Origin of the sequence: Streptomyces sp. NPDC008150 (assembly GCF_042956945.1) — a bacterium.
In the GTDB taxonomy this organism is placed as follows: Bacteria; Actinomycetota; Actinomycetes; order Streptomycetales; family Streptomycetaceae; genus Streptomyces.
This window is the reverse complement of record NZ_JBIBHJ010000024.1, coordinates 13,210-36,802: the sequence shown is the minus strand read 5'-3', so window position 1 is coordinate 36,802 and position 23,593 is coordinate 13,210. Positions and strand designations below refer to the sequence as shown.

Below are 23,593 nucleotides of genomic sequence, written 5' to 3'. Positions count from 1 at the left end.
TCGTCAGGCCGCCACCATCTCGGTGTCCCCTTGAGGGGAGGTGGACCGCTTCCGGACCGGGACGAAGAGCGCGGCGACCAGCCCGGCCACCGCGAAGAACGCGGCCCCGGTGAGCGCCAGCCGGTAGCCCGACGCGAGGGCGTCGGTGGTCGCGGCGCCCGCGCCGGTGCGGGCGTCGGCGCGGGAGACGGACAGCGCCGCCAGGGTCACCAGGCCCACCGCGCTGCCGAGTTGACGGGTGGTGTTCAGCAACCCGGAGGCCAGGCCCGCCTGGTGGGGCGCGAGTCCGGCGGTCGCCGCGTTGGTCGTGGCGTTCAGGACGGCGCCCATGCCGAAGCCGAGCAGGACGCACGGCACGAGCACGTCGCCGACGTAGCCGGAGTCGACGCCGACCCGGGAGAGGAGCAGCAGGCCCGTCGCGGTGAGCGTGAGGCCGCCGAGCAGGATCGGGCGAGGGCCGGTGCGCGGCACGAGGGGGGCGATGCCCCAGCCGCCGAGCGCCATGCCGAGGGAGAGCGGCAGATAGCTCAGTCCGGTGCGCAACGGGCTGTAGCCGAGCACCTGTTGGAGCACGAGCGTGAAGAAGTAGAAGGTGCTGAAGAGGGCGGCGACGCCGAAGAACGCCACCAGGTTCGCGGCGGCGACCGACCGGTTGCGGAAGATCCCGAGCGGCACCAGCGGGTGGCGGGCGAACCGGGCCTGGATCACCAGGAATCCGGCGAGCAGCGCCACGCCCGCGGCGAGCGGGACCAGCACCCGGGCCGAGCCCCAGCCGTACGCGGCCGACTGGGAGACGGCGTACACGGCGGACATCAGGCCGAGGGTGACGGTCACCGCGCCCGGCAGGTCCAGGCCGGCCGCCCCGCCGGAGCGGCGCGGGCGCGTCTCGGGCACCACCCAGCGCACCCCGGCGAACAGCAGCAGCCCGACGGGGACGTTGACCAGGAAGATCCAACGCCAGGAGAACCACTGGACGATGACACCGCCGGCCAGCACGCCGATCGCGCCGGCGGCGCCCGACACCGCGCTCCACCAGCCGAACGCCCGTGCCCTGGCGCCCGGTTCGGTGAACGTGGTGCCCAGCACGGTGAGCGTGGCCGGTGCCATGACGGCGGCGCCCAGGCCCTGGAAGGCACGGGCGAGCACCAGTGTCGCCGGGGAGCTGGCCGCTCCCCCGACCAGGCTCGCGAACGTGAACAGGCCGACGCCGCACAGGAAGACGCGACGCTGCCCGAACAGGTCCGCGAGCCGCCCGCCGAGCAGCAGGAACCCGCAGACGACCACCGTGTAGGCGTTGTTGACGAACTGGAGGTTGTGCCGGGTGAAGTCCAGGTCGGCGGCGATGACGGGCAGTGCCACGTTCACCACCGACGCGTCCAGGACGTTCATGAACTGGCCCAGGCAGCAGGCGGCGAGTACGAGGCCCAGCCGGTGGCCGGAACCGCCCCTGCCGGGACGGGCGGGCCTCTCGGTTGTCCGATCGGTCACAGTCATGGCCGCACGCTGCGCCGCCGCGATCGACCGGCGCTGGTGACCGGGTCGAGCGCGCCGCGACGGTCCAGATTCCCTCCACCGCCGCTGAAGGAACGGCCGCCACATTCGGTGCCGTACCCACCTCCGCACGGATGGCCGAAAAATCCCACGAGGAGACCTCGCATGGCCAAGATCACCTACAAGCATCCGAACGGAACCGTCACCGTCGTCGACGTCCAGGCGCCCAACACGGTCATGCGCGGGGCCAAGCTCAACAACGTCGACGGCATCGAGGCGCAGTGCGGCGGCTCCGCGCAGTGCGGCACCTGCCACGTGTTCGTCGACGCGGCGAACACCGTGCCGCTGCCGCCGATGCACGAGGTCGAGGACGACGTGCTGTACGGCACCGCGTGCGAGCGCACCGAACTGTCGCGGCTGAGCTGCCAGTTGCCGGTGTCCGAGGAGATGGACGGGCTGCTGGTCCACCTGCCCGAGGCGCAGAGCTGATGGCCCCGCACTCGGTGGTCGTCGTCGGCGCGGGCCAGGCCGGACTGGAGACCGCGGCCGCGCTGCGCGCCCGCGGCTTCGCCGGCCGGGTCACCCTCGTCGGCGACGAACCGCCCGGTCCCTGCCACCGGCCGCCGCTGTCGAAGGGCTACCTGACGGGCGCGGTGTCCGCCGAGGACGTCCCGCTGCGGCCGGCCGCCTTCTACGCCGAGCAGGACATCGAGCTGCTGACGGGCGACCGCGCGACGGTGGTCGACCGCGACCGGCGCACCGTCCTGCTGGAGTCGGGCCTGCGGCTGCCGTACGGCGCGCTGGTCCTGGCCACCGGCTGCCGCCCGCGCACGCTTCCGGTGCCCGGTTCCTCGCTGTCCGGGGTGCGGGTGCTGCGGGGCCTGGCGGACGCGGAGGACCTGCGGCTGCGGCTCGACGGGCCGCCGCTGCGGATCGTCGTCGCCGGGGCCGGGTTCATCGGCCTCGAAGTGGCGGCCACCGCCCGCGGTCTCGGCCACGAGGTGACCGTGGTCGAGCCGCAGTCCCGCGTGCTGACCCGCGCGCTGACCCCCGAGGTCGCGGACCACGTCGTCGCCGAGCACCGCGCGCACGGCGTCACGGTGCTGACGTCCCGTCACATCACCGTGCTGCACGGCGACGGGGAGCGCCGCGTCCGCGCGGTGGAGCTGTCGGGCGGCGAACGCCTCGACGCGGATCTCGTCGTGACCGGCATCGGCGTGCTGCCCAACACCGAACTCGCCGCCGCCGCGGGCCTCGCCGTCGAGAACGGCGTCGCCGTGGACGAACAACTGCGCACCGCGGACCCCGCCATCTGGGCGGTCGGCGACTGCGCCTCGTTCCCCGGCGTCCCCGGCCTCAACGGGGCGCACACGGGCGGCCGGACCCGGCTGGAGTCCGTGCAGAACGCGACCGACCAGGCCCGCTGCGCCGCCGCCGCGATCTGCGGCGAGCCGTACGCGTACACCGCCGTGCCCCGGTTCTGGTCCGACCAGTACGCGCTGCGCCTCCAGATGGCGGGCCTGACGGCCGGTGCCGACGAGACCGTGACGGCCGGCGACCCGGCGGGCGGGCGGTTCTCCGTCTTCTGCTTCCGCGCCGGCCGGCTGATCGGTGTCGAGTCCGTGAACCGCCCCGCCGACCACGGCATCGCGGCGCGGCTCCTCGCGAACGGCACCGCGCTGTCGGCGGCGACGGTCCGCGAGCCCGGCTTCGACCTCAAGAGGCTGCCCCGCACGCCCCCTTCGGCCACCCCGGCCGTCCCCGACTCCCCCACCACCCCCACGGCGTCACCGTCCGGTTCCACCCTCCAGGAAAGGCTCACCGTCCATGCCTGAGAACACGTCGGCCCCCGAGGGCACGACATCCTCCGTACCCGCGCCGTCCCGGCGTCCGGCGGCGCTGCGACTGCTCGGCGTGCTCCTCGCCGTGCTGGCCGTCCTGACCGGCGTCGGCACCGCGTCCGCGTCGCCTGCCGTGCACGCCCACGCGGTCCACCACCAGGTCAAGAACAAGCCGCTGACCGGGGTGTGGGACCTCATCGTGACGGTTCACCTGCCCGACGGCACGTCCTCGGTGACCGACCCGCGGTTCACGTTCACGCCGGACCACAAGCTGACGGCCGAGGGCCCCCCGGACGCCAGCGGCGACCCGCTGTACGCGGCCACGGGCTACTGGAACGAGAGCGCGGACGGCTCGATCGCCCTCTACATCACCCACGGCGGCGCGTCCGAGGGCGGCGCCATACCCGGCACCGTCCAGGCGGAGCACATCGGCAAGATCAAGGGCAAGCACTTCAGCACGGACGCCTACGCGTTCGTCTTCACCGCCCCGGGCGCCGCGCCGGAGGGCCCGATCCACGTCGACTCCACGGCCACCTGGGTCTCCCCCGTCCCGGCCGCCTGACCCGCCCGCACCAGCACGGCGCACCGCTACGCCCCCGCCCGTGTCCGGCTCCCAGAGCCGGGCGCGGGCGCGGCTGTTTCCGCCTGCGCGCCGGGAGTTGAAGCCCCAGCCGGAGAGCCGGCCCCGCCGGGCGCGGGCCGCACCGGTGCGTTCGGGAGCGTCCCGCTCCCGGCCGTCAGCGGGTCGCGCCGACGGCGTGCCCCACGGGTGGCCGGGCGCCCGGCCGCCGCGGGGAGGACCGGTCGGCGGGTCGATCGACTGCCTGCGTCCCCTGAACGCCCCAGGGACAGAGGGGCGTTGGGACAACGGACGCTGAGGCAGAGGGACGCAGAAGCGGAGGGACGCTGAGGCAGGGACGCCGCGACAAAAGGACGCCGGGGCAACGAAGAAGGTCCCGGCCCCCGGAGAAGGGGGGCCGGGACCTTCGCCGTGCCGCCGGCGTCGGACCCGCTCGCGGGGTCTCAACTCCCGCGTACCACCGGCAGGCTGGTCAGGGTGTGGTTGATCTCGCCCTCGTGCCAGGGCAGTTCGCCCTCCGGGACGGCGAGCCGCAGGTCGGGGAAGCGGCGCACCAGGCCCTCGATGGCGACCTCCATCTCCATGCGTCCCAGGTGCTTGCCCAGGCAGTAGTGCATGCCGTGGCCGAAGGAGATGTGCGGGTTGCGCTCACGGGCCAGGTCGAGCCGGTCCGGGTCGTCGAAGACGTCCGCGTCCCGGTTGGCGGAGGCGAGCGAGAGCAGGACGGCGTCGCCCTTGGGGATCGTCACGCCGCCGACCTCGATGTCCTCGGCGGCGATGCGCGGGAACCCGGACGTGTCGGTCGCGAACAGGTTGACGTGGCGCAGGAGTTCCTCGACCGCCCGCGGGATGCGGGAGGTGTCCTCGACCAGGTAGCGCCACTGGTCCTGGTGGTCGACGAGCAGCGCCAGCACGGAGTTGGCGAGCTGGTTGGCGGTGGTGTCGAAGCCCGCGCCGATCAGCGTGAAACCGAAGGTCACCAACTCGGGTTCGCTGAGGCGGTCGTTGTCGTCACGGGCGGCGATCAGCTCGGAGAGCATGTCGTCGGCCGGGTTGGCGCGCTTGTCCGCGATGAGCCCGACGATGTACTCGCTGAGCTTGCCGAGCGCGTGCAGCGACTCCTCGCCGCCCGCACGGTCGTCGACGGTGGCGAAGGCGCGCGCCCACTGCTCGAACTCCCGCAGGTCCTTGGCCGGTACGCCGAGCAGCTCACCGATGACGGTGAGCGGCAGCGGCACGGCGAGCTGCTGCACGAGGTCGACGACGCCGTCCTTCTTCTCCATGTCGTCGAGGAGTTCGTCGGTGACCCGCTGGACGTTCTCCCGCATCCGCTCCACGCGCCGCATGGTGAACGCGCCGGCCACCAGCTTGCGCAGCCGGGAGTGCTCGGGGGCGTCCAGGGAGATGATCATCTCGGGGGTGGTGTGCATGGTGCCGCCCACCCGGGGCGCCCCCTCGCCGCAGGCCTGGGCCCGGCTGAGACGGGGGTCGGCGGACAGCCGGCGCACGTCCTCGTACCGGGTGACCAGCCAGGCGTCCACGCCGCCCGCGGTGGGCACCTTCACCACCGGCTGCGCCGCGCGCAGCTGACCGTACGCCGGGGCGGGACCCCGGTAGCTCGAACCACTGAAGGGGAACACGCCCGCCACCGGGCAGCCGCCGCCCTGGGGCGCCGTCCGCGGGCTGGCGGGCTCCTGGGGAGCCGTCTCCTGGGTGACTGTCACGATAGATCCTCCGCTGGAAGCGTTACGGGGCGGGTCTCAACGTACGGACCGGCAATAGAGCCCAAGTCGCCCTGGACTGGAGCTGGTTGGGGCCGGGCGGCGGACCGGTCGGGCCGGCGGCCGCGGGCGGACGGCGGAGGGGGCGCCCCCGGGGTGGGACGCCCCCTCCGTCGTCCGGCCGGCCGCCGTCATCCCTCGGGGCCGAGCAGGACCGCCGAGTAGTTCTTGCGGGCGGCCGTGTCGTACTGGAGCGCGACGTGGCTCGTCGCGGACGTGATGTCGCGCCAGTACCGCTGGAGCGCGTGCTTCTCGCCGAGGCCGCCGGTGCCGGCGGCGCCGACCAGCAGCGTCACGGCCTCGCGCAGGATCTCCGCCGCGAACGTCGCGTTGCGCTCGTTGCGCGCCATGTGCTCGGGGGTGAACAGCCGCCCGTCGAGGACCTGGGCGTTCTGCTCGACGAGGTGGCGTGCCGCGTCGATGCGGCCGGAGGCGCGCACGACGGTGAGCTCGGCCCCCTGGTTGCGGCGGCGCCCGGTGATCGAGCCCGCGCACGCGGCCAGTGCCCCGGTGGCGGCACCGGCGACGGGCGCGATGAAGGTGAGGCCGCCGACGGCCTGGAAGGGCACGTTGTGGGACGACACGGCGGACGTGCCGTTGCGGCCGCTGAGCATGTCGGCCCGGTCGAAGGTGAGATGGTCCGGCACGAAGGCGTTCTCGACGACCACGGTGTGGCTTCCGGTGGCCCGCATGCCGACGCTGTCCCACGTCTCGCGCACGGTGTAGGCGCCGCGCGGCAGCGTGAAGAAGCGGAGCTGCGGCGGCCCTTCGGCGCCCGCGACCGCCGCGCACACCATCACCCAGTCGGCGAAGTCGACGGCGCTGACGTACGCCCACTGGCCGTTGACGCGCCAGCCGCCGCTCTCGGCGACGGCGCGGCCCGCGGGCATCAGGCCGGTCGCGACGACGGTGTCGGGCCCCGCGCCCCACAGTGCCTGGTGGCCGCCCTCGGGCAGGTGGGAGGCGAAGCGCGCCGAGTACGCGGCGAGCGAGGCGCACCACGCGGACGCCGCACAGCCCTCGCCGACGGTCATGACGGCCGAGGTCAGCTCCGCGAAGGTGCCCTCGGTGCCGCCGAAGCGGGTGGCTACGAAGTGCCGGGCGAACCCGGACTCCCTTATGGCGTCGGTGACTTCGCGGGACAGGCCGCGTGCCGCGTCCGCGTCGGCCGCGTGCGCGGCGGCCAGCGTGCGGAGCTGTTCGGCGGCGGCCGTGAGTCCGGAGCCCGCGGTGACGGACGCAACGGGCGCGACGGGGGCGGCGGAGACGCCGGTGTCGACGCTCACGCCGCAGGTCCGTTCGCGACGGCCGCCGCGAAACGCTCCAGCGTCTCGCCGGGGCTCGGTCCGTCGAGCGCCTTGAAGATGCGCTCGGCGCCGGGGCCGTGGTTGTCCAGCTTGACGTGGGCGAGCGACACGAGGGTGTGGGTGTCGTCCACGGCCTCGAAGTCGACCTCGATCTGGCTGGCGCCGTCGTCGGTCGGGATGGACTGCCAGTTGGGGTCGATCCGCCAGGTCATGACGACGCGGCGGCCCGGCACCCATTCCAGGACGCGGCCCCAGGCGATCTCGGTGCCCTCGACGTCCCACTCGTAGTAGCGTCCGCCCACGCCGGGTTCGAAGGCGAGGCCGGCCCGCTCCTTGCGCACCAGGATGTGGCTCGGCGGCCACCAGTCGGCCGGCCGCTCGGTGAAGATCTGGAAGCACTCGTCGGGAGTCGCCGCAACGGTCACCGACTTCCTGACATCAGGCAGGGTCTGCGTCTGCTCGGGCACGGGGCCTCCTCGCTCCGGCCGGGTGTCCGCCCGGCCACGGCATCGAATACGCCCAAACTGCCGCCCTTCGCTAGGCCCCTTGTCGAGCCCCGCTCGAACGCCCGTCCACGCGGCCCGGCCCGCCGCCCGGCCCGCGTCCCTCCGGCGCCCGCCCGGGTCCCGTCCGCGTCCGTCCTCCAGTCGCGCTCGAGGCCGCGCCGAGAACCCCGCAAGGCGACGGGCCCACCTTCGGTCCGACGTGGACCGACCGGTACGAGCGACGAGGAGAGCACGATGACAGACGCGGGACGACGGGTCGCCTTCGTCACCGGCGCGACCAGCGGGATCGGCCTTGCCGTGACCGAACTGCTGGCCTCGCAGGGTGTCGCGGTGTTCGGTGTGGCACGCGACGCGGAGAACGTGCGCACGATGGTCAAGGAGCAGCGCGAACTGGGCCGCGAGGTGGCCGGCACGGTGTGCGACGTGACGTCGCTGCCGCAGATCCAGGAGGCCGTGCGGGCCGCGGTCGCCGAGTACGGGCGCATTGACATCCTCGTGAACAACGCGGGCCGCGGCGGGGGCGGCGTGACCGCCGAACTCCCGGACGCCCTGTGGGACGACGTGATCGAGACCAACCTCAACGGCACCTTCCGGGTGACCCGCGAGGTGCTCAGCACCGGCCTGCTGCGCGAGGGTTCGTGGGGCCGGATCATCAACATCGCCTCCACGGGCGGCAAGCAGGGCGTCGAGCTCGCCGCGCCCTACTCCGCGTCCAAGCACGGCGTGATCGGCTTCACCAAGGCCGTCGGCAAGGAACTCGCCGCGACCGGCATCACCGTGAACGCCGTGTGCCCCGGCTACGTGGAGACCCCGATGGCCCAGAAGGTCCGCCAGGGCTACGCCGGCCACTACGGGGTGAGCGAGCAGGAGATCCAGCAGCGCTTCAACGCCAAGATCCCGCTGGGCCGTTACTCGACCCCGGAGGAGGTCGCCGGACTCGTCGGCTACCTCGCCTCGGACACGGCCGGCTCCATCACCGCGCAGGCCCTCAACGTCTGCGGCGGCCTCGGCAACTACTGACCGCCGCCCGGCCGGACACGACCGGGCCCCCGCGGCTCCCTCCGCGGGTGTCCGGCCCCGCCGCCACCGACGGTGCCGACGCCGACGACGGCCCCCCACGGACGAGTGCACGAGCAGAAACGGAGTACTGACATGACCGCCGCAGCGACCGCCGGCCCCCTGCTGGCCGCCGAACCCGACGTGACCGCCTTCCGTACCGCGATGGGCCGGTTCCCGACCGGCGTCACCCTGCTCACCCAGGGCAGTGGCGACGAGACGATCGTGATGACGCTCAACAGCCTGACCTCGGTCTCCCTCGACCCGATGCTGCTCCTGGTGTCGGTCAAGGCGGACGGCCGGATGCGCCCGCGCATCTCGCGCGCCGGCAGCTTCGCGGTGAACGTCCTCACGGACGCGCAGCGCGACCTGGCGCAGGAGTTCTGCCGACCCGACCGGCCGGAGGGGCACGCCGCGATGCGCCGGCTGTCCGCCGTGGAGGGCGTCACCGGCAACGCCGTGCTGCCCGCCTCGGAGACGTACGTCGAGTGCGTGCTGCACGCCGAGTACGAGGCCGGCGACCACACGCTGCTGATCGGCGGGGTCGTCGCCCTGTCCGGCGGCTCGGCCGCGCCGGACCCGCTCCTGTTCCACCAGGGCCGCTTCGCCGCCCTGCCGTCCGCCGCGCCGCGGGGGGCCGCCGCGTGACGGCGCCGGCCCCCCTCGCGCCCGCCGCGCCCGTCGTGGCGGCGCACGGCACCCTCGGACGGGTCGCCGACGACGTGTACGCGTTCGTCCAGCCGGAGGGCGGCTGGTGCCTGAACAACGCGGGTCTCGTCGTCGGCGGCAGCCGGGCGGTCCTGGTCGACACGGCCGCGACCGAGTCCCGTACCCGGCGGCTGCGCGAGGAGGTGGAGGGCGTCGTGCCCGGGGGTCCGGACTTCGTCGTCAACACCCACTTCCACGGCGACCACACCTTCGGCAACGGCCAGTTCGTGCCGCGGGCGACGGTCGTGTCCGCCGAGGGGACCCGCTCCGACGTGGCCGAGGCGGGCCTCGGGCTGCGCCACCTGTGGCCGGACGTGGAGTGGGGCGAGACCCCGCTCACGCCGCCGACACTCACCTTCCGGGACACGCTGACCCTGCACGGGGACGGCGGTCCGCGCACCGAACTGTTCGACGTGGGCCCGGCGCACACCCCGAACGACGTCGTCGCCTGGGTGCCGGAGCGCCGGGTGCTGTTCACCGGGGACGTCGTGTGGTCGGGGGTGACCCCGTACCTGCTGATGGGGTCGATCACCGGTTCGCTGAAGGCCCTCCAGCGGCTGCGCGCCCTCGGCGCCACGGTCGTCGTACCCGGTCACGGACCCGTCGGCGGGCCGGAGTTGATCGACGCGACGGCCGCGTACGTACGACGGATACAGGAGATCGCCCGCGACGGGCTGCGGCGGGGGCTGACCCCGCTGCGGGCCGCGCGGGAGGCGGACCTCGGCGCGTTCGCCGGCCTGCTCGACGCGGAGCGCCTGGTCGGCAACCTGCACCGCGCGTACGCCGAGGCGGAGGGGCTGGCGCCGGGTGCCCGGATCGACGTCGCGGCGTCCTTCGGGGAGATGGTCGAGCTGCACGGCGGCCTGCCCTCCTGCCACGCCTGACCGCACCACGCAGAGGCACGTTCCACCCACCGAAAGGAGTCGTCGATGGAGACGATTCTGCCGGACCGCGAGATACCCGTCGCACCGCTGCCGCACCTGGCCGGACTGCACGAAGTGCCGGACTGGGTACCGCTGTTGCTCGCCGGAGACCTCGACGACGACGGCACCGAACCGCACATCTGCCGGGGCATCGACTGACCCGGCGCACGACCGGCCGGCCGCCGGAACGGCCGGCCACGGCGGACAGCGACAACGACGGACGAGGGGCCCTCGGTGAAGAGGGCCCCTCGTCCGTCGTGCCGCCGCCGCGCGGTCCGTCAGGAGGCCGCGGGGGTGGACGGGGTGTCCCGGCGGATCACCCGGGAGCGGTTCAGCAGGCCGCCGTCGCGGCGCACGAGCACGTCGTCCACGGTGAACGTCGGCTGGAAGGACACCTTGCCCTCCCGGTCGGTCAGCGTGACCAGGGTGTAGTACGAGACGCGGACGGTGTCCTCGTCCGCCGGGTCGGGCTCGATGAGGAGGTGCCCGAACCAGTGCCGCGTCGCGATGTCCTTGTAGCGGGGCAGGGCCGCCCGCATGCCGGCGATCATCTCGTCCCGGCCGCTCTGCCGCTGGCCGCCGGCGTGCACGACCTCGCCGTCCTCCGTGAACGTCGCGGCGAAGCCCTCGATGTCCAGGCTGTCGACGCGGCGCATCTGCTGGGCGTAGAAGGTCTGCACCTCGGCGTACAGGTCACCCGTGACCTGCTGACGGAGGGTCCCGACCGACTGAGACATGGTGAACTCCCTTCGCGGCGGCGCCCCTCACGGCCGCCCGCCATCTCTCACCACCCTGCCGGGCGCGGCTGCAGCACCGCTGGAGAGCCGGTCGCGGTGCGTCCGGCCCGGCCGGCGGCGCCGCCCGGCGGGAGCGGCACCGCCCGCGGTCCGGGACAATGTCGTGCGGGTGGGCCCGGCTCCCCCGCGAGGCCCGCGGCGTGCGGGCCCGCGTTACGACGGTGGGCGAGAGGGCATGGGCGGCACGTGAGCGAGAACAGCAGCCGGCCGGACTGGACCGCGATGTCGCAGGCCGAGTTCGACGCGGAGGCGCCCAACATGCTGCCCGTCTCCGTGGTGTCGCGGCGCGTCGTCGCGGTCTGCGACACGTACGGCACGACCGCGCTGTTCGGCGAGGAGCCGAACCGCCCGGCCCCCGCGCCCCGGCGGCCCCGGGCTCCGGCGCCGGGGGACGTCGAGGGGCAGGGCACGCTCTTCTGAGGGACACCGCCGCGGGGCCCCGTCGCCCCGTCAGCCGGCGGGACGCGGGTTCCTCACGGGACGAGGAGGCCGACGATGCTTCCCACGAGGTCCGACAGGACGCCCGTCGGCCTGTCCCCGGCGGCCGTGCCCGTCCCGGCGGTGGCGGACGGTGACGCGGCGGGCGCCGACGTGACCGGTGACGCGGGCGCCGGGTCCTGCGCGGTGCCGCCGGCCGGCGCGGACGTGACCGCGGCCGGACCGGTCGCCGTCCCGGTCGTCGTGCCGGTGCCACGCGCGGCCCCCGTCGCGGGCGCCGGTGTCCGGGCTCCCGCCCCGGCCGCGGCGGACGCGGACGTGCCGCCCGGCGCTCCCGCCGGTCCGGCCCCCGCGGCACCGTCCGGCGCGGACGGCGCGGAGGCCGGGCCCGTCGCCGGGCTCGCCGGCACCGGCCGTTCCCGTGTCTCCTTCCGGACGAGCGACGCGGCGGGCGCCGGAACCGCTCGGGCCGTCCCTCCCCCCGCCCCGGTCCCGTGCGCGGCACCCGGTATCGGCAGCCACGGCGCGCCGGGGCCGCCACCGACGAGCGCGGCGGCGAGCAGCCCCGTGTAGCAGAGGCACACCGCTCCGACGACGAGTGCGGCACGCCGCATCACGAGCAGCCGCCGCCCGCTGGAGTCCACGAACACGGGTGCGCCCTCGGAGGTCATGGGCTCGGCAGCTGCAGCGGCTTCTGGGGAGACCTGTGCGTCGGCTTCGGCCTCCGTGTCGGTGTCGGCCACGGTCCCGGTGCCGGCTTCACGTTCCGCGGCGGTACCGGTCCCGGTCCCGGTGCCGGCTTCGCGTTCCGCCGCGGTATCGGTCCCGTGCGGGGTCGTCGGGGCGTGGGTACGGGTCGGTGCTTGCATCGTCGTGTCCTCACGGCAGTCCGGTCCTCGGTCGGGTGCTGCCGCTCCCGGCTCCCGCGCGACGGCGCGGCACGAGAACGCGGCGCTCCCGACGAGTGGTCCGAAGCCGACGAGCCGGTCGGATTGGTGTGCTGAACCGATAAACAGCCCGATCGATGGCGAGCGCCTCCGACCAGCGCCGGAGGCGTCCGGTGCCGCGGATAAAGTGGCACCGACTTGTGAAGGGAACGTGCCGTCGTGCTCACTGCTTCGCCACCGGCGCTCGGTCCGCTGCTGCGCGGACTCCGGCACGCCGCCGGGATGACGCTGGAGGAGCTGGCCGCCGCCTCCGGTGTCAGCGACCGGGCCATCGGCGACATGGAGCGCGGGCACAGCCGCGGGCCCCAGGCGCGTACGGTCCGGGCCCTGGCCGACGCCCTGCGTCTCGGCCCCGAGGACGCCGACCGGCTGCTCGCCGCCGCGCGCGACGGACGTCGGCACGTCCACCGGGAGGCCGACCGGGGGCGGGGCCTGTGCGACCTGCCGCCCGCGGTGCCGGACATCGCCGGGCGCGCCCGTGAGCTGGCGTGGCTGGAGAGCGGGGCGGGCACGGACGACGGGTCGGGCCGGACCGTCACGATCGTCTCGGGCGGACCGGGGCTCGGCAAGACGACGCTGGTCGTGACGGCCGCGCACCGCGTCGCCGACCGGTTCGCCGACGGCTGCCACTACGTCAACCTGCGCGGCCTGGACGCCCGGCCGCTCGACCCGCACGACGTCCTGGGCCGGCTGCTGCGCGCGCTCGGGGTGCGGGAGCGGGACCTGCCCGCCGACCCCGACGAACGGCCCGTACTGCTGCGCCGGCTCGCCCGGGAGCGCGGCGCCCTGGTGATCCTCGACAACGCGGCCGACGAGGCGCAGTTGCGGCCCCTGCTGCCGGGCGAGGGCCGCAGTACCTTCTGGGTCACGAGCCGCCGCGCGCTGACCGGCATCGAGCACGCCCGACGGCTGACGCCCGGACCGCTGCCCACGCGGGCCGCGGCGGCACTGCTCGGCACCATCACCGCCCGGCGGCCGGCCGGTGCGCGCGAAGGGGAGGCACCGGCCGCCGACCTCGAACGGATCGCCGACCTGTGCGGCGGGCTGCCGCTCGCGCTGCGCATCGCGGGCAACCGGCTGGCGAGCCGCCCCGCCTGGAGCGCGGCCGACCTCGCCGACCGGCTCGCCGCCGAGGACCGGCGCCTGGACCGGCTGACCGCGGGCGACCTGCGCGTGCAGTCCGCGTTCACCCTCTCGTACGAGCAACTGACGCCCGCCGCACGGCTGTTGTTCCGCCGCCTGTCGCTGGTGCCGGGCCCCGACTTCGACCCCGCCCTCGGCGCGGTCCTCACCTCGCTGGACCTGGACCGGGCCGAGCAGATCATGGACGAGCTGGTGGAACTGGGCCTGCTCAACCCCGGTGCGGGCGACCGGGCGTCCTTCCACGACCTGGTACGGCTCTACGCCCACCAGCGGCTGCGGGAGGAGGAGTCCGCGGAGCGACGGGAGGCGGCGCGGGCCGCGATGAACACCTGGCTCCTCGGCACGGCGAGCACGGCCGGCCAGTGGTTCGAACCCGGCCCGGACCCGTCCGCCGACGACGCGCTCGTGCCGCTGCGCGACCAGCAGGCGGCGGAGGCGTGGCTGCGCGCGGAAAGCGTCAACTGGTTGGCCGCGCTGCGGGATTCGGCGGCGGCCGGGGAGCACCGGACCGTGGTCGACGTGGCCGAGTCGATGCACTGGTTCTCCGACCGGTGGGCGTTCTGGGGCCACTGGCACACGGTGTTCGAGCTGTCCCGGGCGGCGGCGCGCTCGCTCGGCGACCCCGCCCTCGAAGCCACGCACGCCAACTACCTCTCCTGGGCCTACCGTTACTGCCAGCGTCGGTTCGCCCTCGGCCGGGCGACCGCCCTGGAGGCGGCGGAGCTGGCGCGCCGGGCCGGCGACACCGTGCAGGAGGCCTGGTCGCTGGCCTACGCGACACACGCCGGGCAGACCCCCGAGGACCACGCGGAGTCGGTGCCCTGGAGCCGTCGGGCGATCGAGCTGTTCGCCGCGGCCGGCGACAAGGAGGCGCATCCGCAGGCGCTGATGGCGCTCGGCCGCGTCCTGCGGCACCTGGGCCGCAACGAGGAGGCCGTCGAGGTGTTCCGGACGACCGCGCGCGCCGTCTCCGACCCGCGCACCGCCCCGGCCCGGCACATCGCGGACTACACCGAGATGAACGCCCTGTCCGGCGAGGCCGCGGCGCTGCTGGAACTCGGCCGCCACGAGGAGGCCGTCGCCGCCGCCGACCGGGCCCTCTCCCTCGACTCCCGCGTCCAGGTGCCCGCGCTGCGGGGCTTCGCCTCGCTGCACAGGGCCCGTGCGCTGCGGGCGATCGGCCGGGACGCCGACGCGGTGCGACAACTCCGCGTCGGCGTCGCGGCGTTCACCGAGGGCGGGGACGCCGCCCAACTGGCCACGGTGGAAGACCTGTTGGCCGAGTGGACGGGTGGCGCGCGGCGGCCGGGGTGAGCGCGGCCCGGCCACGGGGGACGGCCCGCCGTGCGCCCACGGGCACAAACGGGTGCGCTGCGGGACAACTCGCGTGCCGGCGGCGGTCCTACCGTCCTCGTATGTCCACCACCGCTACGCATTCCGAGACCCCGGCTCCGGCCGCCGCCCCCTCCCCGCTGTCCGGCAGCCAGCCGCACCTGCACCAGAAGGGCGCCGTCATCCAGGAGTTCGGCCAGGTCAAGCAGTTCCCGATCGGGCTCTCCCACGAGGCGCGGATGTACTCGTGCCAGCGTCTGAACCGGGTGCTGGCCGACACCCAGATCCTGTACGGCCTCTACAAGAAGCACCACTGGCTCATGCGCGGCGCGACCTTCTACCAGCTCCACCTGGTGCTCGACAAGCACGCCGGGGAGCAGCTCGCCATCGTCGACGCGCTGGCCGAGCGGGTCCAGACGCTCGGCGGGGTGGCGGTCGGCGATCCCCGGCACGTCGCCGAGATCACGTCCGTCCCGCGCCCGCCGGACGGTGTGGAGGAGGTCCCGGCGATGCTGTCGCGGCTCCTGGAGGCGCACGAGATCATCCTGACCGCCGCCCACGACGCGGCGTCGCGCACGGCCGGGCTGGGCGACGACGGGACGAACGACCTGCTGGTGTCGCAGGTGATCAGGACCGGCGAGCTCCAGGCGTGGTTCCTCGCCGAGCATCTGGTGGACACGCCGCTGGTGCGCGTCTGAGGACGGGGGCCGCGGGCGGGCTCACGCCGCGGTCGCGCACACCCCCGTGCCGGCCCGTCCGCGCCCCGTCGGTCCCTCCGCGCCGGGCTCCTGCCGCCGTGCCGTCGCCTGCCACTCGCGCGGCGACATGCCGTAGGCGGCGCGGAAGACACGGCTGAAGTGGGCCGGGCTGACGAACCCCCACCGGTGCGCGACCGCCGCCACCGGCGGTGTGACGGGGGTGCGGGCCAGCTCGGCGCGGCACCGCTCCAGGCGCTGGTGCCGGATCCAGCGGGCGACGGTGACGCCCTCGTGCTCGAAGAGCTTGTGCAGGTAGCGCACGGAGACGTGGTGGGCCGCGGCGATCGTCTCGGGCGAGAGGGCGGGGTCGGCGAGGTGGCGCAGGACGTGGTCCTTGACGCGGGCCGTGACCGCGCGGGCGGCCTCGGGTGCCTGGGGCGCGAACCGGCCCCGCCGCTCCTGGAACAGCACCGCCAGCAGGTCGCTCGTCGTCCGGGCCAGCCGGTGGCGCACGGCCGCCGGGAAGTCGCCCCTGGCCAGCCGCTCCAGATAGGCGGCGACGACGCCCGCCCCGCCGCCGTCCCGGGAGAACACCGTGCAGGTGAACGCCCGCAGTTCGTCGTCGTCCACGTCGAGCGAGGTCCGGGGGAGGTGGAACGCCGTGAAGCTGAACGGCTCCGCGACCTCCTTGGTGAAGGGCCGCGCCGAGTCGGACAGCGCCAGCTCCCCCGGGCGCACGTTCACCCGGCGGCCGTCCTGCGCGAGCCGTGCGGTGCCGCGGTGCTGCATGGTCAGGGTCAGGTACTGGGCGCCGTCGCGGGCGATCGTGCGCCTGTCGCGGACGACGGTCTGCGGGCCGGCGGTGACCACGGAGACCTGGAGCGAGCCGAGGTGGTGACTGGTGATCGTCGCGGCGGACGGCGTCTCCTCGTGCAGGTCGACCTCCAGCGGAACGAACGTCCGGGACACGGCGTCGCGCCAGAACTCGGACCGCTCGGCGGTGGACAGGGACGACGTCGACAGAACGACGGGCACGGCGACTCCTCGGCGCACTCGTGCGGACGGGACGGCGCACGACGTGCGCGGACGTGGAGTCCGCCCGGGACCCGGCACGTCACCGGGCGCCCGGTCCGCCTGTTCCATCACACCGTCGTCCGGCCGCCTTCACCAGGAAGAACGACAGGAAGAACAACAGGAAGAGCGGCGGGGAGCACTCGGGGCGCGGCGCCGCCGGTGTCAGGAGGACACCGCGCAGGTGTGCCCGTTCAGGGTGAAGCCGTACGGCGCCGCGTTGGCGTCGTGCCAGGAGCCGAGGAAGCCGAAGGTGAGGGTTCCGCCGTCGGCGACGGAGGTGTCGTAGTCGGCGGCGGTGGCCGTGATCCGGGAGCCGTGCTGGGTGAAGTCGGCCGACCACATCTCCCCGACCGTCTGGCCGTCGCGGAAGGAGAACGCCACGCGCCAGGTGTCGAGGGCCTCGCCGGTGGTGACGGTGATCCCGGCCTGGAAACCGCCCGGCCACTCGTTGACGAGTTCGTACCTGACCGCGCACTCGCCGGCCCCGGCAGCCCCGGCGGTGTCGGCGGGACCGTCGGGAATCGTTGTCACCGGGGCCGACGGCGCGGCCGTGCCCCGTCCCGGGAGGGTCCCGCCGGAGGCCGACGCGCCCGCCGCGGCGCCGCCGCGGGCGGAACCGCGGTCGGCGGGCACGGCGGTCCAGGACCGGTCCGGGCGCGCGGTGGCCGACGGGGAGCCCGACGTGGCGGAGGTGTGGAGGTCGGCGACCGGCTTGCCGTCGGCGCCGGTGTCCGCGGCGGAGCGGTGGTCGTCGCCGAGCGGCACGAGCGACACGACGAGGGCCAGCAGCGACAGCAGGACGGCCGTGGCGAGCAGTCCCCCGAGCACCAGCCGCGCCCGGTGCCGGTCGAGCAGCGGTTCGGCGGCGTCCTGCTCCCGGGCCCCGGGGTGCGGGGCGCCGAGCCGTACGTCGGCGGCGCGGCGCCGGCGTTCGAGGTAGGCGAGGCCGCCCCAGCCGATCACACCGCCGGCGAGCGCGGCGGCCAGGCCCCCGCCGTGCAGACGCAGGCAGCCCGCGGCCTCCGCGCAGTCGGCGCAGCGGGCGAGGTGGCGGGAGAGGTCCTCGGGGGCGTCGGCGGGCGAGCGGGTCACCGCGTCCAGCAGCCGCGCGTAGCGGCGGCACTGCGCGTCCATCGGGGCGTCGAGGTGGCTGCGGTGGCAGCGGCCCCTGAACAGGCCGCGCACCTGGGCGAGTTCCTCGGCGGCGACGGCGGGGTCGAGCCCGAGCCGGCGGGCGACCACGGGCAGCGGCAGCGCCTCCACCTCGGCCAGCCACAGCAACGCCGCGTCGGCCTCCTGGAGTTCGACGAGACCGCGCAGCGCGAGCGGTCGGCGCGCGGGCTGGGCGTCGTAGCGGGCGGCGCGGTCGGAGGTCAGCCACAGCCGCAGGTCCGGGTCGAGGAGGTGGCCGAGGCCGTTCGCCTCCCAGGCGGCGGCCGTGGTGCGAACGGCGGTGAGCAGCAAGGGGATCGCGGGCAGCCGGCGCACGCGGCGGCCGGCGCTGCGGGCGCGGGCCTCCTCGGTGGCGCGCACCTCGCGCATGCCCAACGTGAAAGCCTCGGCGGCAAGTTGCTGGGCGGCGGCCGATCCGGCGGTGCACAGGTCCGCGTAGGACAGGACGGCGTCCCAGCACTCCGCGAACAGCGCGGCCTCGGCGGCGTCCTTCGGGGGCGGCAGGTCGGGCATGGGTCTCCTGCATCCACATGCGAGGTCAACTCGCCACAAGGACAGAAGAGTTGACGGCGACCTCGCGGCAGGACCAGAGCCTTTCACGGCTCCTGCACAACTGACAAGCGCTCTCGTCACATGCGGTGTCGGACGTCGCACGGCGAGTCGTCACGTCGACAAGGCGCCGAAGAGACCCGGGAGCCGGCGGGCCGGGACCGTGGAAAACCGGAGAGGCGGGAACCAGAGCGTGTTGGTTCCCGCCTCCCCGTCCGCTGCCGTCCGGCGGCCCGTGCGGTGCACGGCCTCCGGGCGACAAGTCCGCGCGCGCTAGTGGGCGTTGGACGGCTCCGCGGACGCCGCGGCCGTCGCGGGGGCCGCGGCGGGCTCGTCCACCGCCGGGAGGGAGTCCATGAACGAGCTGACGGAGAACACCGCGTTGCCGGGTCCGGGCGGGCCGTACCCGGGCGGGGAGGACAGACCGAAGTCGTCCATGGTGGCCCGGTAGGCCTCCAGGAGCCGGATGTGGTACTCCAGCGGCGCGCCCGACGGGTTGGCCTTGCCCAGCGGGGTCGTGGGCTCCGGGCACCAGGTGGTGAAGCGGGGCGTGATGCCGTTGGACATGAAGAAGCGCAGGCCCTCGGTGGTGGACGCGATCGCCTCGTCGACGGTCTTGAAGCCGAACGGCTCGGCCATCTCCACGCCGGCCACGAAGTTGGGGATCACGTTGCGCGCGCCGAAGACGTCCCGGGAGTCGAGGATGCGCCGGTGCCACTCGTCACGGCCGACGTAGCGCTCCTTGCCGGGGCAGTACATCTTGAACAGGTACTCGTCCCACACCTCGAAGTTGGGGTGGTAGATCTGCACGCCGTAGTCCTTGAAGCGCTGCACGTCGTCCTTGGGCAGCGCCTGGGCGACGACCTTGCCGATCCAGCGGCCGGGGAAGCGCTCCTCGATGGCCTTGGCGTAGTGGCCGTAGAAGTCGGCCTCGTCGCGGCCGGAGACCTTCGAGGTGATGGCGCCGCCGGTGAGGGTGTACGCGGTGGACGCCTTCTGCGTGTCGTACCGGTCGATGATCTCCAGCGCCTCCAGGACCTCTTCCACGTCCTTGACGCCGGTATACGGCCGGCCGGCCGCCTTGTGCTGGCGCCAGTTGTGGTTGATGTCGCAGTACTGGCACTCCTCCTTGGCGCCGAAGTACTGGCAGACCCGGAAGACGGTGAGGTAGATCAGGTAGCCCCACTGGATGGTGGGCGCCACCTCCATCACGGACTTCCCGTTGGAGAGCGTGTGCCGGTAGTACTCCGGCATCGGCGGCACGCCGACGTCGGCGATGCGCGCGCCGTCGAGGTAGAGCCCGAGGACGCCGTCCTCGTCGGCCGCGACCCGGTACGGCGACGCCGGGTTCACCCGTACGGAGACCACGGTGCGGCGCAGGTCGTAGGGGCCGCCGGTGAGGATGATCTCCTCGGGCGGGCGGCGCAGGGCGGCCTCGCCCAGCTCCGGCAGGGTGCCGTGGTCGAAGGAGAAGATGAAGTAGGACTTCGGCTTGACCTCGCCGTCCTCGTTGTCGCTGAGGGCGGACGGATCGAAGGCGACGCCGCCGCGGAGCAGGTCCTCCTTGAAGACCGCCTCCCGCGGGACGTGCGAGAACCGTTCCATCAGATCCTCGACCAGCGCGGTGCGGCTGCCCATCCCGTTCTCCTCGCTCCCGGCGTCCGTGCTCGACTCCTCACGGTATGCCCCTGCCTGCACGTCCGGCGTACCGGGTCCCCCGGCGTGGTGCGCGTACGCCCGGGATTCCGGGGCGTACGCGGCCCCGGCCGTGACCGGGATCACGGCCCGGCCCGGCCGCGGCGGGGCGGTCCGGCCGTGAGAGGGTCAAAGGAAAGCGAAAGGGACGAACGATGACCGGCTCCGGCACCGTGACCAACTGGGCGCGCAACATCACCTTCACCGCGGACGCACTGCGCCGGCCGGACTCCGTGACCGAGCTGCGCACGCTCGTCGCGGCCGGACCGCGCGTGCGGGTGCTGGGCAGCGGCCACTCCTTCAACACGGTCGCGGACCCGGGTCCCGGCGGCGTCCTGGTCTCGCTGGCCGGTCTGCCGGCCGAGGTGGACGTCGACACCGCGGCCCGGACGGTGCGGGTCGGCGGCGGCGTCCGGTACGCGGAACTGGCCCGCCGGGTGCACGAGCACGGGCTCGCGCTCGCCAACATGGCGTCCCTGCCGCACATTTCGGTGGCCGGCTCGGTCGCCACCGGCACCCACGGCTCGGGCGTCGCGAACGCGCCGCTCGCGTCGTCCGTGCGCGAGGTCGAACTCGTCGTCGGCGACGGCTCGTCGGTGACCGTCGGCCGCGGGGACCCGCGCTTCGACGGCGCGGTGACGTCGCTGGGCGCGCTCGGCGTGGTCACCGCGCTCACCCTCGACCTGGAGCCCGCCTACGACGTGGCGCAGACCGTGCACGTCGAACTTCCGCTGGAGGGGCTGGACTTCGAGACCGTCGCCGCGTCGGCGTACAGCGTCAGCCTGTTCACGGACTGGCGTGCGCCGGGCTTCCGCCAGGTCTGGCTCAAGCGGCGCACGGACCGCCCGAGGACGGAGTTCCCGTGGGCGGCCCCGGCCGGGGAGGCGCAGCACCCGGTGCCGGGCATGCCCGCGCGCAACTGCACCGAGCAGTTCGGGGTGCCGGGGCCCTGGCACGAGCGACTGCCGCACTTCCGGGCCGAGTTCACGCCGAGCAGCGGCGCGGAACTCCAGTCGGAGTACCTGCTGCCCCGCGAGCACGCCACGGCCGCGCTGCACGCGGTCGACGCGATCCGGACGACGGTGGCGCCGGTGCTCCAGACCTGCGAGGTGCGCACCATGGCCGCCGACACGCAGTGGCTCTCGCCCGCCTACGGCCGGGACACGGTGGCACTGCACTTCACCTGGGTCGAGGACACCGCGGCGGTGCTGCCGGTGGTGCGGCGCCTGGAGGAGGCGCTCGACCCGTTCGACGCGCGCCCGCACTGGGGCAAGGTGTTCACCGCCGAGCCGCGCACGCTGCGCGAACGCTACCCGCGCATGGGCGACTTCGCGGCGCTGGTGGACGAACTGGACCCGAGGGGAACGTTCACCAACGCGTTCGTGCGGGACGTGCTGGCCGGTTAGACCGGCCGCCGGGGTGGTCCGGTGCGGCGGCGGTGCGGGCGGGTCAGTCGCGCGCCCGCAGCCCCTCGATCGCGAGGTCCAGCGCGCGTTCGGTCCGCTCGCGGCCTGCGCCGTCCGGGCCCGCGCGCCACAGGAACCCCATGAGCAGCAGCACGTCCGCGGGGTCGAGGCCGGCCCTGACGGTGCCGTCCCGTTCGCCCGCGTCCAGCAGCCGGCCCACCGCGGCGGCGACCGGCGCGTACGTCTCGTGGACGGCCTCGCGCCCGGCGGCGGTGTGCAGCGCCTCGCCGAGGCCGTGCTTGACGCGGACGTCGTCGGCGAGGGTGCGGAACCAGCGCCGCAGCGCTTCGAGCGGCGGGTGGGCGGCGAGCGTCCGGGGCACCGCGTCGACCAGCCGCTGCACGTCGCGCCGGTAGACCGCGAGGACCAGGTCCTCCCGGGTCCCGAAGTGCCGGTAGAGGGTGCCGGCGCCGACTCCCGCGCGCTTGGCGATGGCGTTGAGCGAGGTCGTGCCCGACTCGGCGAACGCGTCGTGGGCGACCTGGAGGATGTGCTCCCGGTTCCGCAGCGCGTCGGCGCGGCGGATCCCGGGCGCCGGCCCGGACGCCCGCACCGGCACGTGCACGGGGGCGGACGCCGACGGTGTCGGCTGCGGGGTCGGGGGCGCGGTCTCGGACACGGCCAGGGACTCGGGCACGGCTCCTCCGGGGTGCTCGGCGGGGGGTCGAACTCGGGCTGACGGACGGTGGGCCGGGGGCGGCGGGGGTTACGCGCGCCCCTGCGGCGCCTCGGCACCGGGGAGCGGCTTCTTCGCGGACTCGGACATTTGCCCAGGCTAGAGGGTTGCCGCCCCGGATCCGCGCGTTTGCGGGCCCGCGCGCACGACGGCGGGGCGGCGGCCGCGCGGCGCCGCGTCGTGCGCGCCTCCCGGGTCCGGCCCGCCTCGGCTACCGTCGACCGCATGACCGGCACCCGCTCCCCCGCCGAGACCTCCCCCGGCGAGACGTTCGCCGAGGCGCTCGCCGCCCGGCCGCTCGTCCTCGACGGCGGGCTGTCCAACCAGCTCGAAGCCGCCGGGCACGATCTCGGCGACGGGCTGTGGTCGGCCCGGCTGCTCGCGGACGCGCCGGAGGCGGTGACCGGCGCGCACCTGCGCTACTACGAGGCAGGTGCCGACGTCGCGACCACCGCCAGCTACCAGGCCACCTTCGAGGGCTTCGCCCGGCACGGCACCGACGCCGCACGGACCGCCGAACTCCTGGCGCTGAGCGTCGAGTTGGCGAGGCAGGCGGCACGGACCGCCACGGCGGGCGGAGCCGGCAGGCCCCTGTGGGTGGCCGCCTCCGCGGGGCCCTACGGGGCGATGCTCGCCGACGGTTCGGAGTACCGGGGCCGCTACGGCCTGAGCATCGCCGAGCTGGAACGCTTCCACCGGCCGCGGCTGGAGACGCTCGCCGCGGCGGGCCCGGACGTCCTGGCGCTGGAGACGGTGCCCGACGCCGTGGAGGGCGCGGCCCTGATGCGCGCGGTGCGCGGGCTCGGCGTCCCGGCCTGGTTGTCCTACACGGTGGACGCCGGCCGCACGCGGGCGGGCGAGTCCCTGGAGGAGGCGTTCGCGCTCGCGGCGGACGTGGACGAGGTGGTCGCCGTGGGCGTCAACTGCTGCGCGCCCGAGGACGCGGCGGAGGCGGCCGCCGTGGCCACCCGGGTGACCGGGAAACCGGCCGTCGTCTACCCGAACAGCGGCGAGACCTGGGACGCCGACTCCCGCACGTGGCAGGGCGGTTCGACGTTCGGACCGGCACGGGTCACGCACTGGCGGGCAGCCGGGGCCCGACTCGTCGGGGGCTGCTGCCGAATCGGCCCCGACGCGATCCGCGCCATCACCGACGCCGTCCGAACCGGCTGACGGGACGGCCGGGCCGGCCGGTAAACCGGCCCTCGCCCACCCGAACAGCGGCGAGACCCGGGACGCCGACTCCCGCACACGACAGGGCAGTTCGACGCTCGGACCGGAACGGGTCACGCACTGGCGGGCAGCCGGGGCCCGACTCATCGGGGGCTGCTGCCGAATCGGCCCCGACGCGATCCGCGCCATCACCGAAGCCGTCCGCACCGGCTGACGGAACACCCCGCCGGCCGCGAAAC

The 23,593-nt window shown here is 74.7% G+C and carries 22 protein-coding genes and 1 pseudogene; 13 read left to right on the top strand and 10 right to left on the bottom strand.

Translation table 11 applies throughout. The features are described 5' to 3' along the window. Positions 1–3 precede the first annotated feature (3 nt). Positions 4–1,494: a DHA2 family efflux MFS transporter permease subunit gene (locus tag ACFZA0_RS36430; protein WP_391024992.1), complete on the bottom strand. Its 1,491-nt coding sequence runs from the start codon at positions 1,492–1,494 to the stop codon at positions 4–6. A 162-nt stretch (positions 1,495–1,656) separates the two neighbouring features. Here ACFZA0_RS36430 and ACFZA0_RS36425 point away from each other — a divergent pair, with 162 nt between their 5' ends. From ACFZA0_RS36425 to ACFZA0_RS36415, 3 genes are read left to right on the top strand one after another with little or no spacing between them, the layout of a single operon-like run. After that, positions 1,657–1,980, top strand: a complete 324-nt coding sequence (locus ACFZA0_RS36425; RefSeq protein ID WP_391024990.1) for a 2Fe-2S iron-sulfur cluster-binding protein — start codon at positions 1,657–1,659, stop codon at positions 1,978–1,980. Beyond that, positions 1,980–3,326 carry an FAD-dependent oxidoreductase gene (locus ACFZA0_RS36420; protein WP_391024988.1) on the top strand — a complete coding sequence of 449 codons (1,347 nt, stop codon included), beginning with the start codon at positions 1,980–1,982 and terminating at the stop codon, positions 3,324–3,326. Before ACFZA0_RS36425 ends, ACFZA0_RS36420 begins: the two co-directional genes overlap by 1 nt. Continuing rightward, entirely contained in the window at positions 3,319–3,894 is a 576-nt protein-coding gene (locus tag ACFZA0_RS36415; protein WP_391024986.1) for a hypothetical protein, read from the top strand. Before ACFZA0_RS36420 ends, ACFZA0_RS36415 begins: the two co-directional genes overlap by 8 nt. Before the next feature lie 461 nt (positions 3,895–4,355). Here the strand turns inward: ACFZA0_RS36415 and ACFZA0_RS36410 are convergent, their stop codons facing one another. The 3 genes from ACFZA0_RS36410 to ACFZA0_RS36400 form a co-directional block, all read right to left on the bottom strand. Continuing rightward, positions 4,356–5,636 carry a cytochrome P450 gene (locus ACFZA0_RS36410; RefSeq protein WP_391024985.1) on the bottom strand — a complete coding sequence of 427 codons (1,281 nt, stop codon included), beginning with the start codon at positions 5,634–5,636 and terminating at the stop codon, positions 4,356–4,358. A 188-nt stretch (positions 5,637–5,824) separates the two neighbouring features. Next, entirely contained in the window at positions 5,825–6,979 is a 1,155-nt protein-coding gene (locus tag ACFZA0_RS36405; RefSeq protein WP_391024983.1) for a hydrolase, read from the bottom strand. Next, on the bottom strand, positions 6,976–7,467 hold the full coding sequence (locus tag ACFZA0_RS36400; protein ID WP_391024981.1) for an SRPBCC domain-containing protein: 492 nt from the start codon (positions 7,465–7,467) through the stop codon (positions 6,976–6,978). Before ACFZA0_RS36400 ends, ACFZA0_RS36405 begins: the two co-directional genes overlap by 4 nt. 273 nt (positions 7,468–7,740) lie before the next feature. On the opposite strand from ACFZA0_RS36400, the gene ACFZA0_RS36395 reads away from it, so the two are divergent. The 4 genes from ACFZA0_RS36395 (at position 7,741) to ACFZA0_RS36380 (ending at position 10,352) form a co-directional block, all read left to right on the top strand. Further along, positions 7,741–8,526: an SDR family NAD(P)-dependent oxidoreductase gene (locus ACFZA0_RS36395; RefSeq protein WP_391024979.1), complete on the top strand. Its 786-nt coding sequence runs from the start codon at positions 7,741–7,743 to the stop codon at positions 8,524–8,526. Between the two features lie 132 nt (positions 8,527–8,658). Then, the gene (locus ACFZA0_RS36390) at positions 8,659–9,210 is read left to right on the top strand and encodes a flavin reductase (protein WP_391024977.1); all 552 of its coding nucleotides are present in this window, start codon (positions 8,659–8,661) and stop codon (positions 9,208–9,210) included. Then, complete coding sequence (locus ACFZA0_RS36385; RefSeq protein WP_391024975.1) at positions 9,207–10,154, top strand: MBL fold metallo-hydrolase; 948 nt, start codon at positions 9,207–9,209, stop codon at positions 10,152–10,154. The genes ACFZA0_RS36390 and ACFZA0_RS36385 overlap by 4 nt, the downstream gene beginning before the upstream one ends. A gap of 45 nt (positions 10,155–10,199) precedes the next feature. Beyond that, positions 10,200–10,352 carry a hypothetical protein gene (locus ACFZA0_RS36380; RefSeq protein ID WP_391024973.1) on the top strand — a complete coding sequence of 51 codons (153 nt, stop codon included), beginning with the start codon at positions 10,200–10,202 and terminating at the stop codon, positions 10,350–10,352. A gap of 119 nt (positions 10,353–10,471) precedes the next feature. Here the strand turns inward: ACFZA0_RS36380 and ACFZA0_RS36375 are convergent, their stop codons facing one another. Beyond that, positions 10,472–10,930: a nuclear transport factor 2 family protein gene (locus ACFZA0_RS36375; protein ID WP_391024971.1), complete on the bottom strand. Its 459-nt coding sequence runs from the start codon at positions 10,928–10,930 to the stop codon at positions 10,472–10,474. Between the two features lie 246 nt (positions 10,931–11,176). Between ACFZA0_RS36375 and ACFZA0_RS36370 the strand changes: the two genes are divergently transcribed. Then, a complete protein-coding gene (locus ACFZA0_RS36370) occupies positions 11,177–11,410 on the top strand; it encodes a hypothetical protein (protein ID WP_391024970.1) in 234 nt (77 codons plus the stop codon). A 53-nt stretch (positions 11,411–11,463) separates the two neighbouring features. Here the strand turns inward: ACFZA0_RS36370 and ACFZA0_RS36365 are convergent, their stop codons facing one another. Beyond that, the gene (locus ACFZA0_RS36365; RefSeq protein WP_391024968.1) at positions 11,464–12,171 is read right to left on the bottom strand and encodes a hypothetical protein; all 708 of its coding nucleotides are present in this window, start codon (positions 12,169–12,171) and stop codon (positions 11,464–11,466) included. A gap of 363 nt (positions 12,172–12,534) precedes the next feature. Between ACFZA0_RS36365 and ACFZA0_RS36360 the strand changes: the two genes are divergently transcribed. Both ACFZA0_RS36360 and ACFZA0_RS36355 read left to right on the top strand, forming a co-directional pair. Further along, positions 12,535–14,832 (top strand): helix-turn-helix domain-containing protein, encoded by a 2,298-nt coding sequence (locus ACFZA0_RS36360; RefSeq protein ID WP_391024966.1) that lies wholly within the window; start codon positions 12,535–12,537, stop codon positions 14,830–14,832. A gap of 101 nt (positions 14,833–14,933) precedes the next feature. After that, positions 14,934–15,548 carry a ferritin-like domain-containing protein gene (locus ACFZA0_RS36355; protein ID WP_391024964.1) on the top strand — a complete coding sequence of 205 codons (615 nt, stop codon included), beginning with the start codon at positions 14,934–14,936 and terminating at the stop codon, positions 15,546–15,548. 21 nt (positions 15,549–15,569) lie between these two features. On the opposite strand, the gene ACFZA0_RS36350 is transcribed toward ACFZA0_RS36355, so the two are convergent. The 3 genes from ACFZA0_RS36350 to ACFZA0_RS36340 all read right to left on the bottom strand — a co-directional run bounded on the left by ACFZA0_RS36350 (position 15,570) and on the right by ACFZA0_RS36340 (position 19,982). Beyond that, a complete protein-coding gene (locus tag ACFZA0_RS36350) occupies positions 15,570–16,583 on the bottom strand; it encodes a helix-turn-helix domain-containing protein (protein ID WP_391024962.1) in 1,014 nt (337 codons plus the stop codon). A 201-nt stretch (positions 16,584–16,784) separates the two neighbouring features. Beyond that, entirely contained in the window at positions 16,785–18,308 is a 1,524-nt protein-coding gene (locus ACFZA0_RS36345) for a cellulose binding domain-containing protein (protein WP_391024960.1), read from the bottom strand. Between the two features lie 309 nt (positions 18,309–18,617). Beyond that, complete coding sequence (locus ACFZA0_RS36340) at positions 18,618–19,982, bottom strand: radical SAM protein (RefSeq protein ID WP_391024959.1); 1,365 nt, start codon at positions 19,980–19,982, stop codon at positions 18,618–18,620. Positions 19,983–20,194: 212 nt separating this feature from the next. Between ACFZA0_RS36340 and ACFZA0_RS36335 the strand changes: the two genes are divergently transcribed. Beyond that, positions 20,195–21,445: a D-arabinono-1,4-lactone oxidase gene (locus tag ACFZA0_RS36335; RefSeq protein WP_391024957.1), complete on the top strand. Its 1,251-nt coding sequence runs from the start codon at positions 20,195–20,197 to the stop codon at positions 21,443–21,445. 43 nt (positions 21,446–21,488) lie between these two features. On the opposite strand, the gene ACFZA0_RS36330 is transcribed toward ACFZA0_RS36335, so the two are convergent. Then, positions 21,489–22,142: a TetR family transcriptional regulator gene (locus ACFZA0_RS36330; RefSeq protein ID WP_391024955.1), complete on the bottom strand. Its 654-nt coding sequence runs from the start codon at positions 22,140–22,142 to the stop codon at positions 21,489–21,491. Between the two features lie 264 nt (positions 22,143–22,406). Between ACFZA0_RS36330 and mmuM the strand changes: the two genes are divergently transcribed. Next, positions 22,407–23,354, top strand: a complete 948-nt coding sequence (gene mmuM, locus ACFZA0_RS36325; protein WP_391024953.1) for a homocysteine S-methyltransferase — start codon at positions 22,407–22,409, stop codon at positions 23,352–23,354. Positions 23,355–23,391: 37 nt separating this feature from the next. After that, positions 23,392–23,568: pseudogene (locus ACFZA0_RS36320) on the top strand (homocysteine S-methyltransferase family protein); the annotation flags it as partial. Between the last annotated feature and the right edge of the window lie 25 nt (positions 23,569–23,593).

What these genes read in the sequence shown, in the direction of transcription:
- ACFZA0_RS36430 (WP_391024992.1), bottom strand. Translation starts at nt 1,494, where the DNA reads ATGACTGTGACCGATCGGACAACCGAGAGGCCCGCCCGTCCCGGCAGG.
- ACFZA0_RS36425 (WP_391024990.1), top strand. Translation starts at nt 1,657, where the DNA reads ATGGCCAAGATCACCTACAAGCATCCGAACGGAACCGTCACCGTCGTC.
- ACFZA0_RS36420 (WP_391024988.1), top strand. Translation starts at nt 1,980, where the DNA reads ATGGCCCCGCACTCGGTGGTCGTCGTCGGCGCGGGCCAGGCCGGACTG.
- ACFZA0_RS36415 (WP_391024986.1), top strand. Translation starts at nt 3,319, where the DNA reads ATGCCTGAGAACACGTCGGCCCCCGAGGGCACGACATCCTCCGTACCC.
- ACFZA0_RS36395 (WP_391024979.1), top strand. Translation starts at nt 7,741, where the DNA reads ATGACAGACGCGGGACGACGGGTCGCCTTCGTCACCGGCGCGACCAGC.
- ACFZA0_RS36390 (WP_391024977.1), top strand. Translation starts at nt 8,659, where the DNA reads ATGACCGCCGCAGCGACCGCCGGCCCCCTGCTGGCCGCCGAACCCGAC.
- ACFZA0_RS36380 (WP_391024973.1), top strand. Translation starts at nt 10,200, where the DNA reads ATGGAGACGATTCTGCCGGACCGCGAGATACCCGTCGCACCGCTGCCG.
- ACFZA0_RS36375 (WP_391024971.1), bottom strand. Translation starts at nt 10,930, where the DNA reads ATGTCTCAGTCGGTCGGGACCCTCCGTCAGCAGGTCACGGGTGACCTG.
- ACFZA0_RS36355 (WP_391024964.1), top strand. Translation starts at nt 14,934, where the DNA reads ATGTCCACCACCGCTACGCATTCCGAGACCCCGGCTCCGGCCGCCGCC.
- ACFZA0_RS36345 (WP_391024960.1), bottom strand. Translation starts at nt 18,308, where the DNA reads ATGCCCGACCTGCCGCCCCCGAAGGACGCCGCCGAGGCCGCGCTGTTC.
- ACFZA0_RS36340 (WP_391024959.1), bottom strand. Translation starts at nt 19,982, where the DNA reads ATGGGCAGCCGCACCGCGCTGGTCGAGGATCTGATGGAACGGTTCTCG.
- ACFZA0_RS36335 (WP_391024957.1), top strand. Translation starts at nt 20,195, where the DNA reads ATGACCGGCTCCGGCACCGTGACCAACTGGGCGCGCAACATCACCTTC.
- mmuM (WP_391024953.1), top strand. Translation starts at nt 22,407, where the DNA reads ATGACCGGCACCCGCTCCCCCGCCGAGACCTCCCCCGGCGAGACGTTC.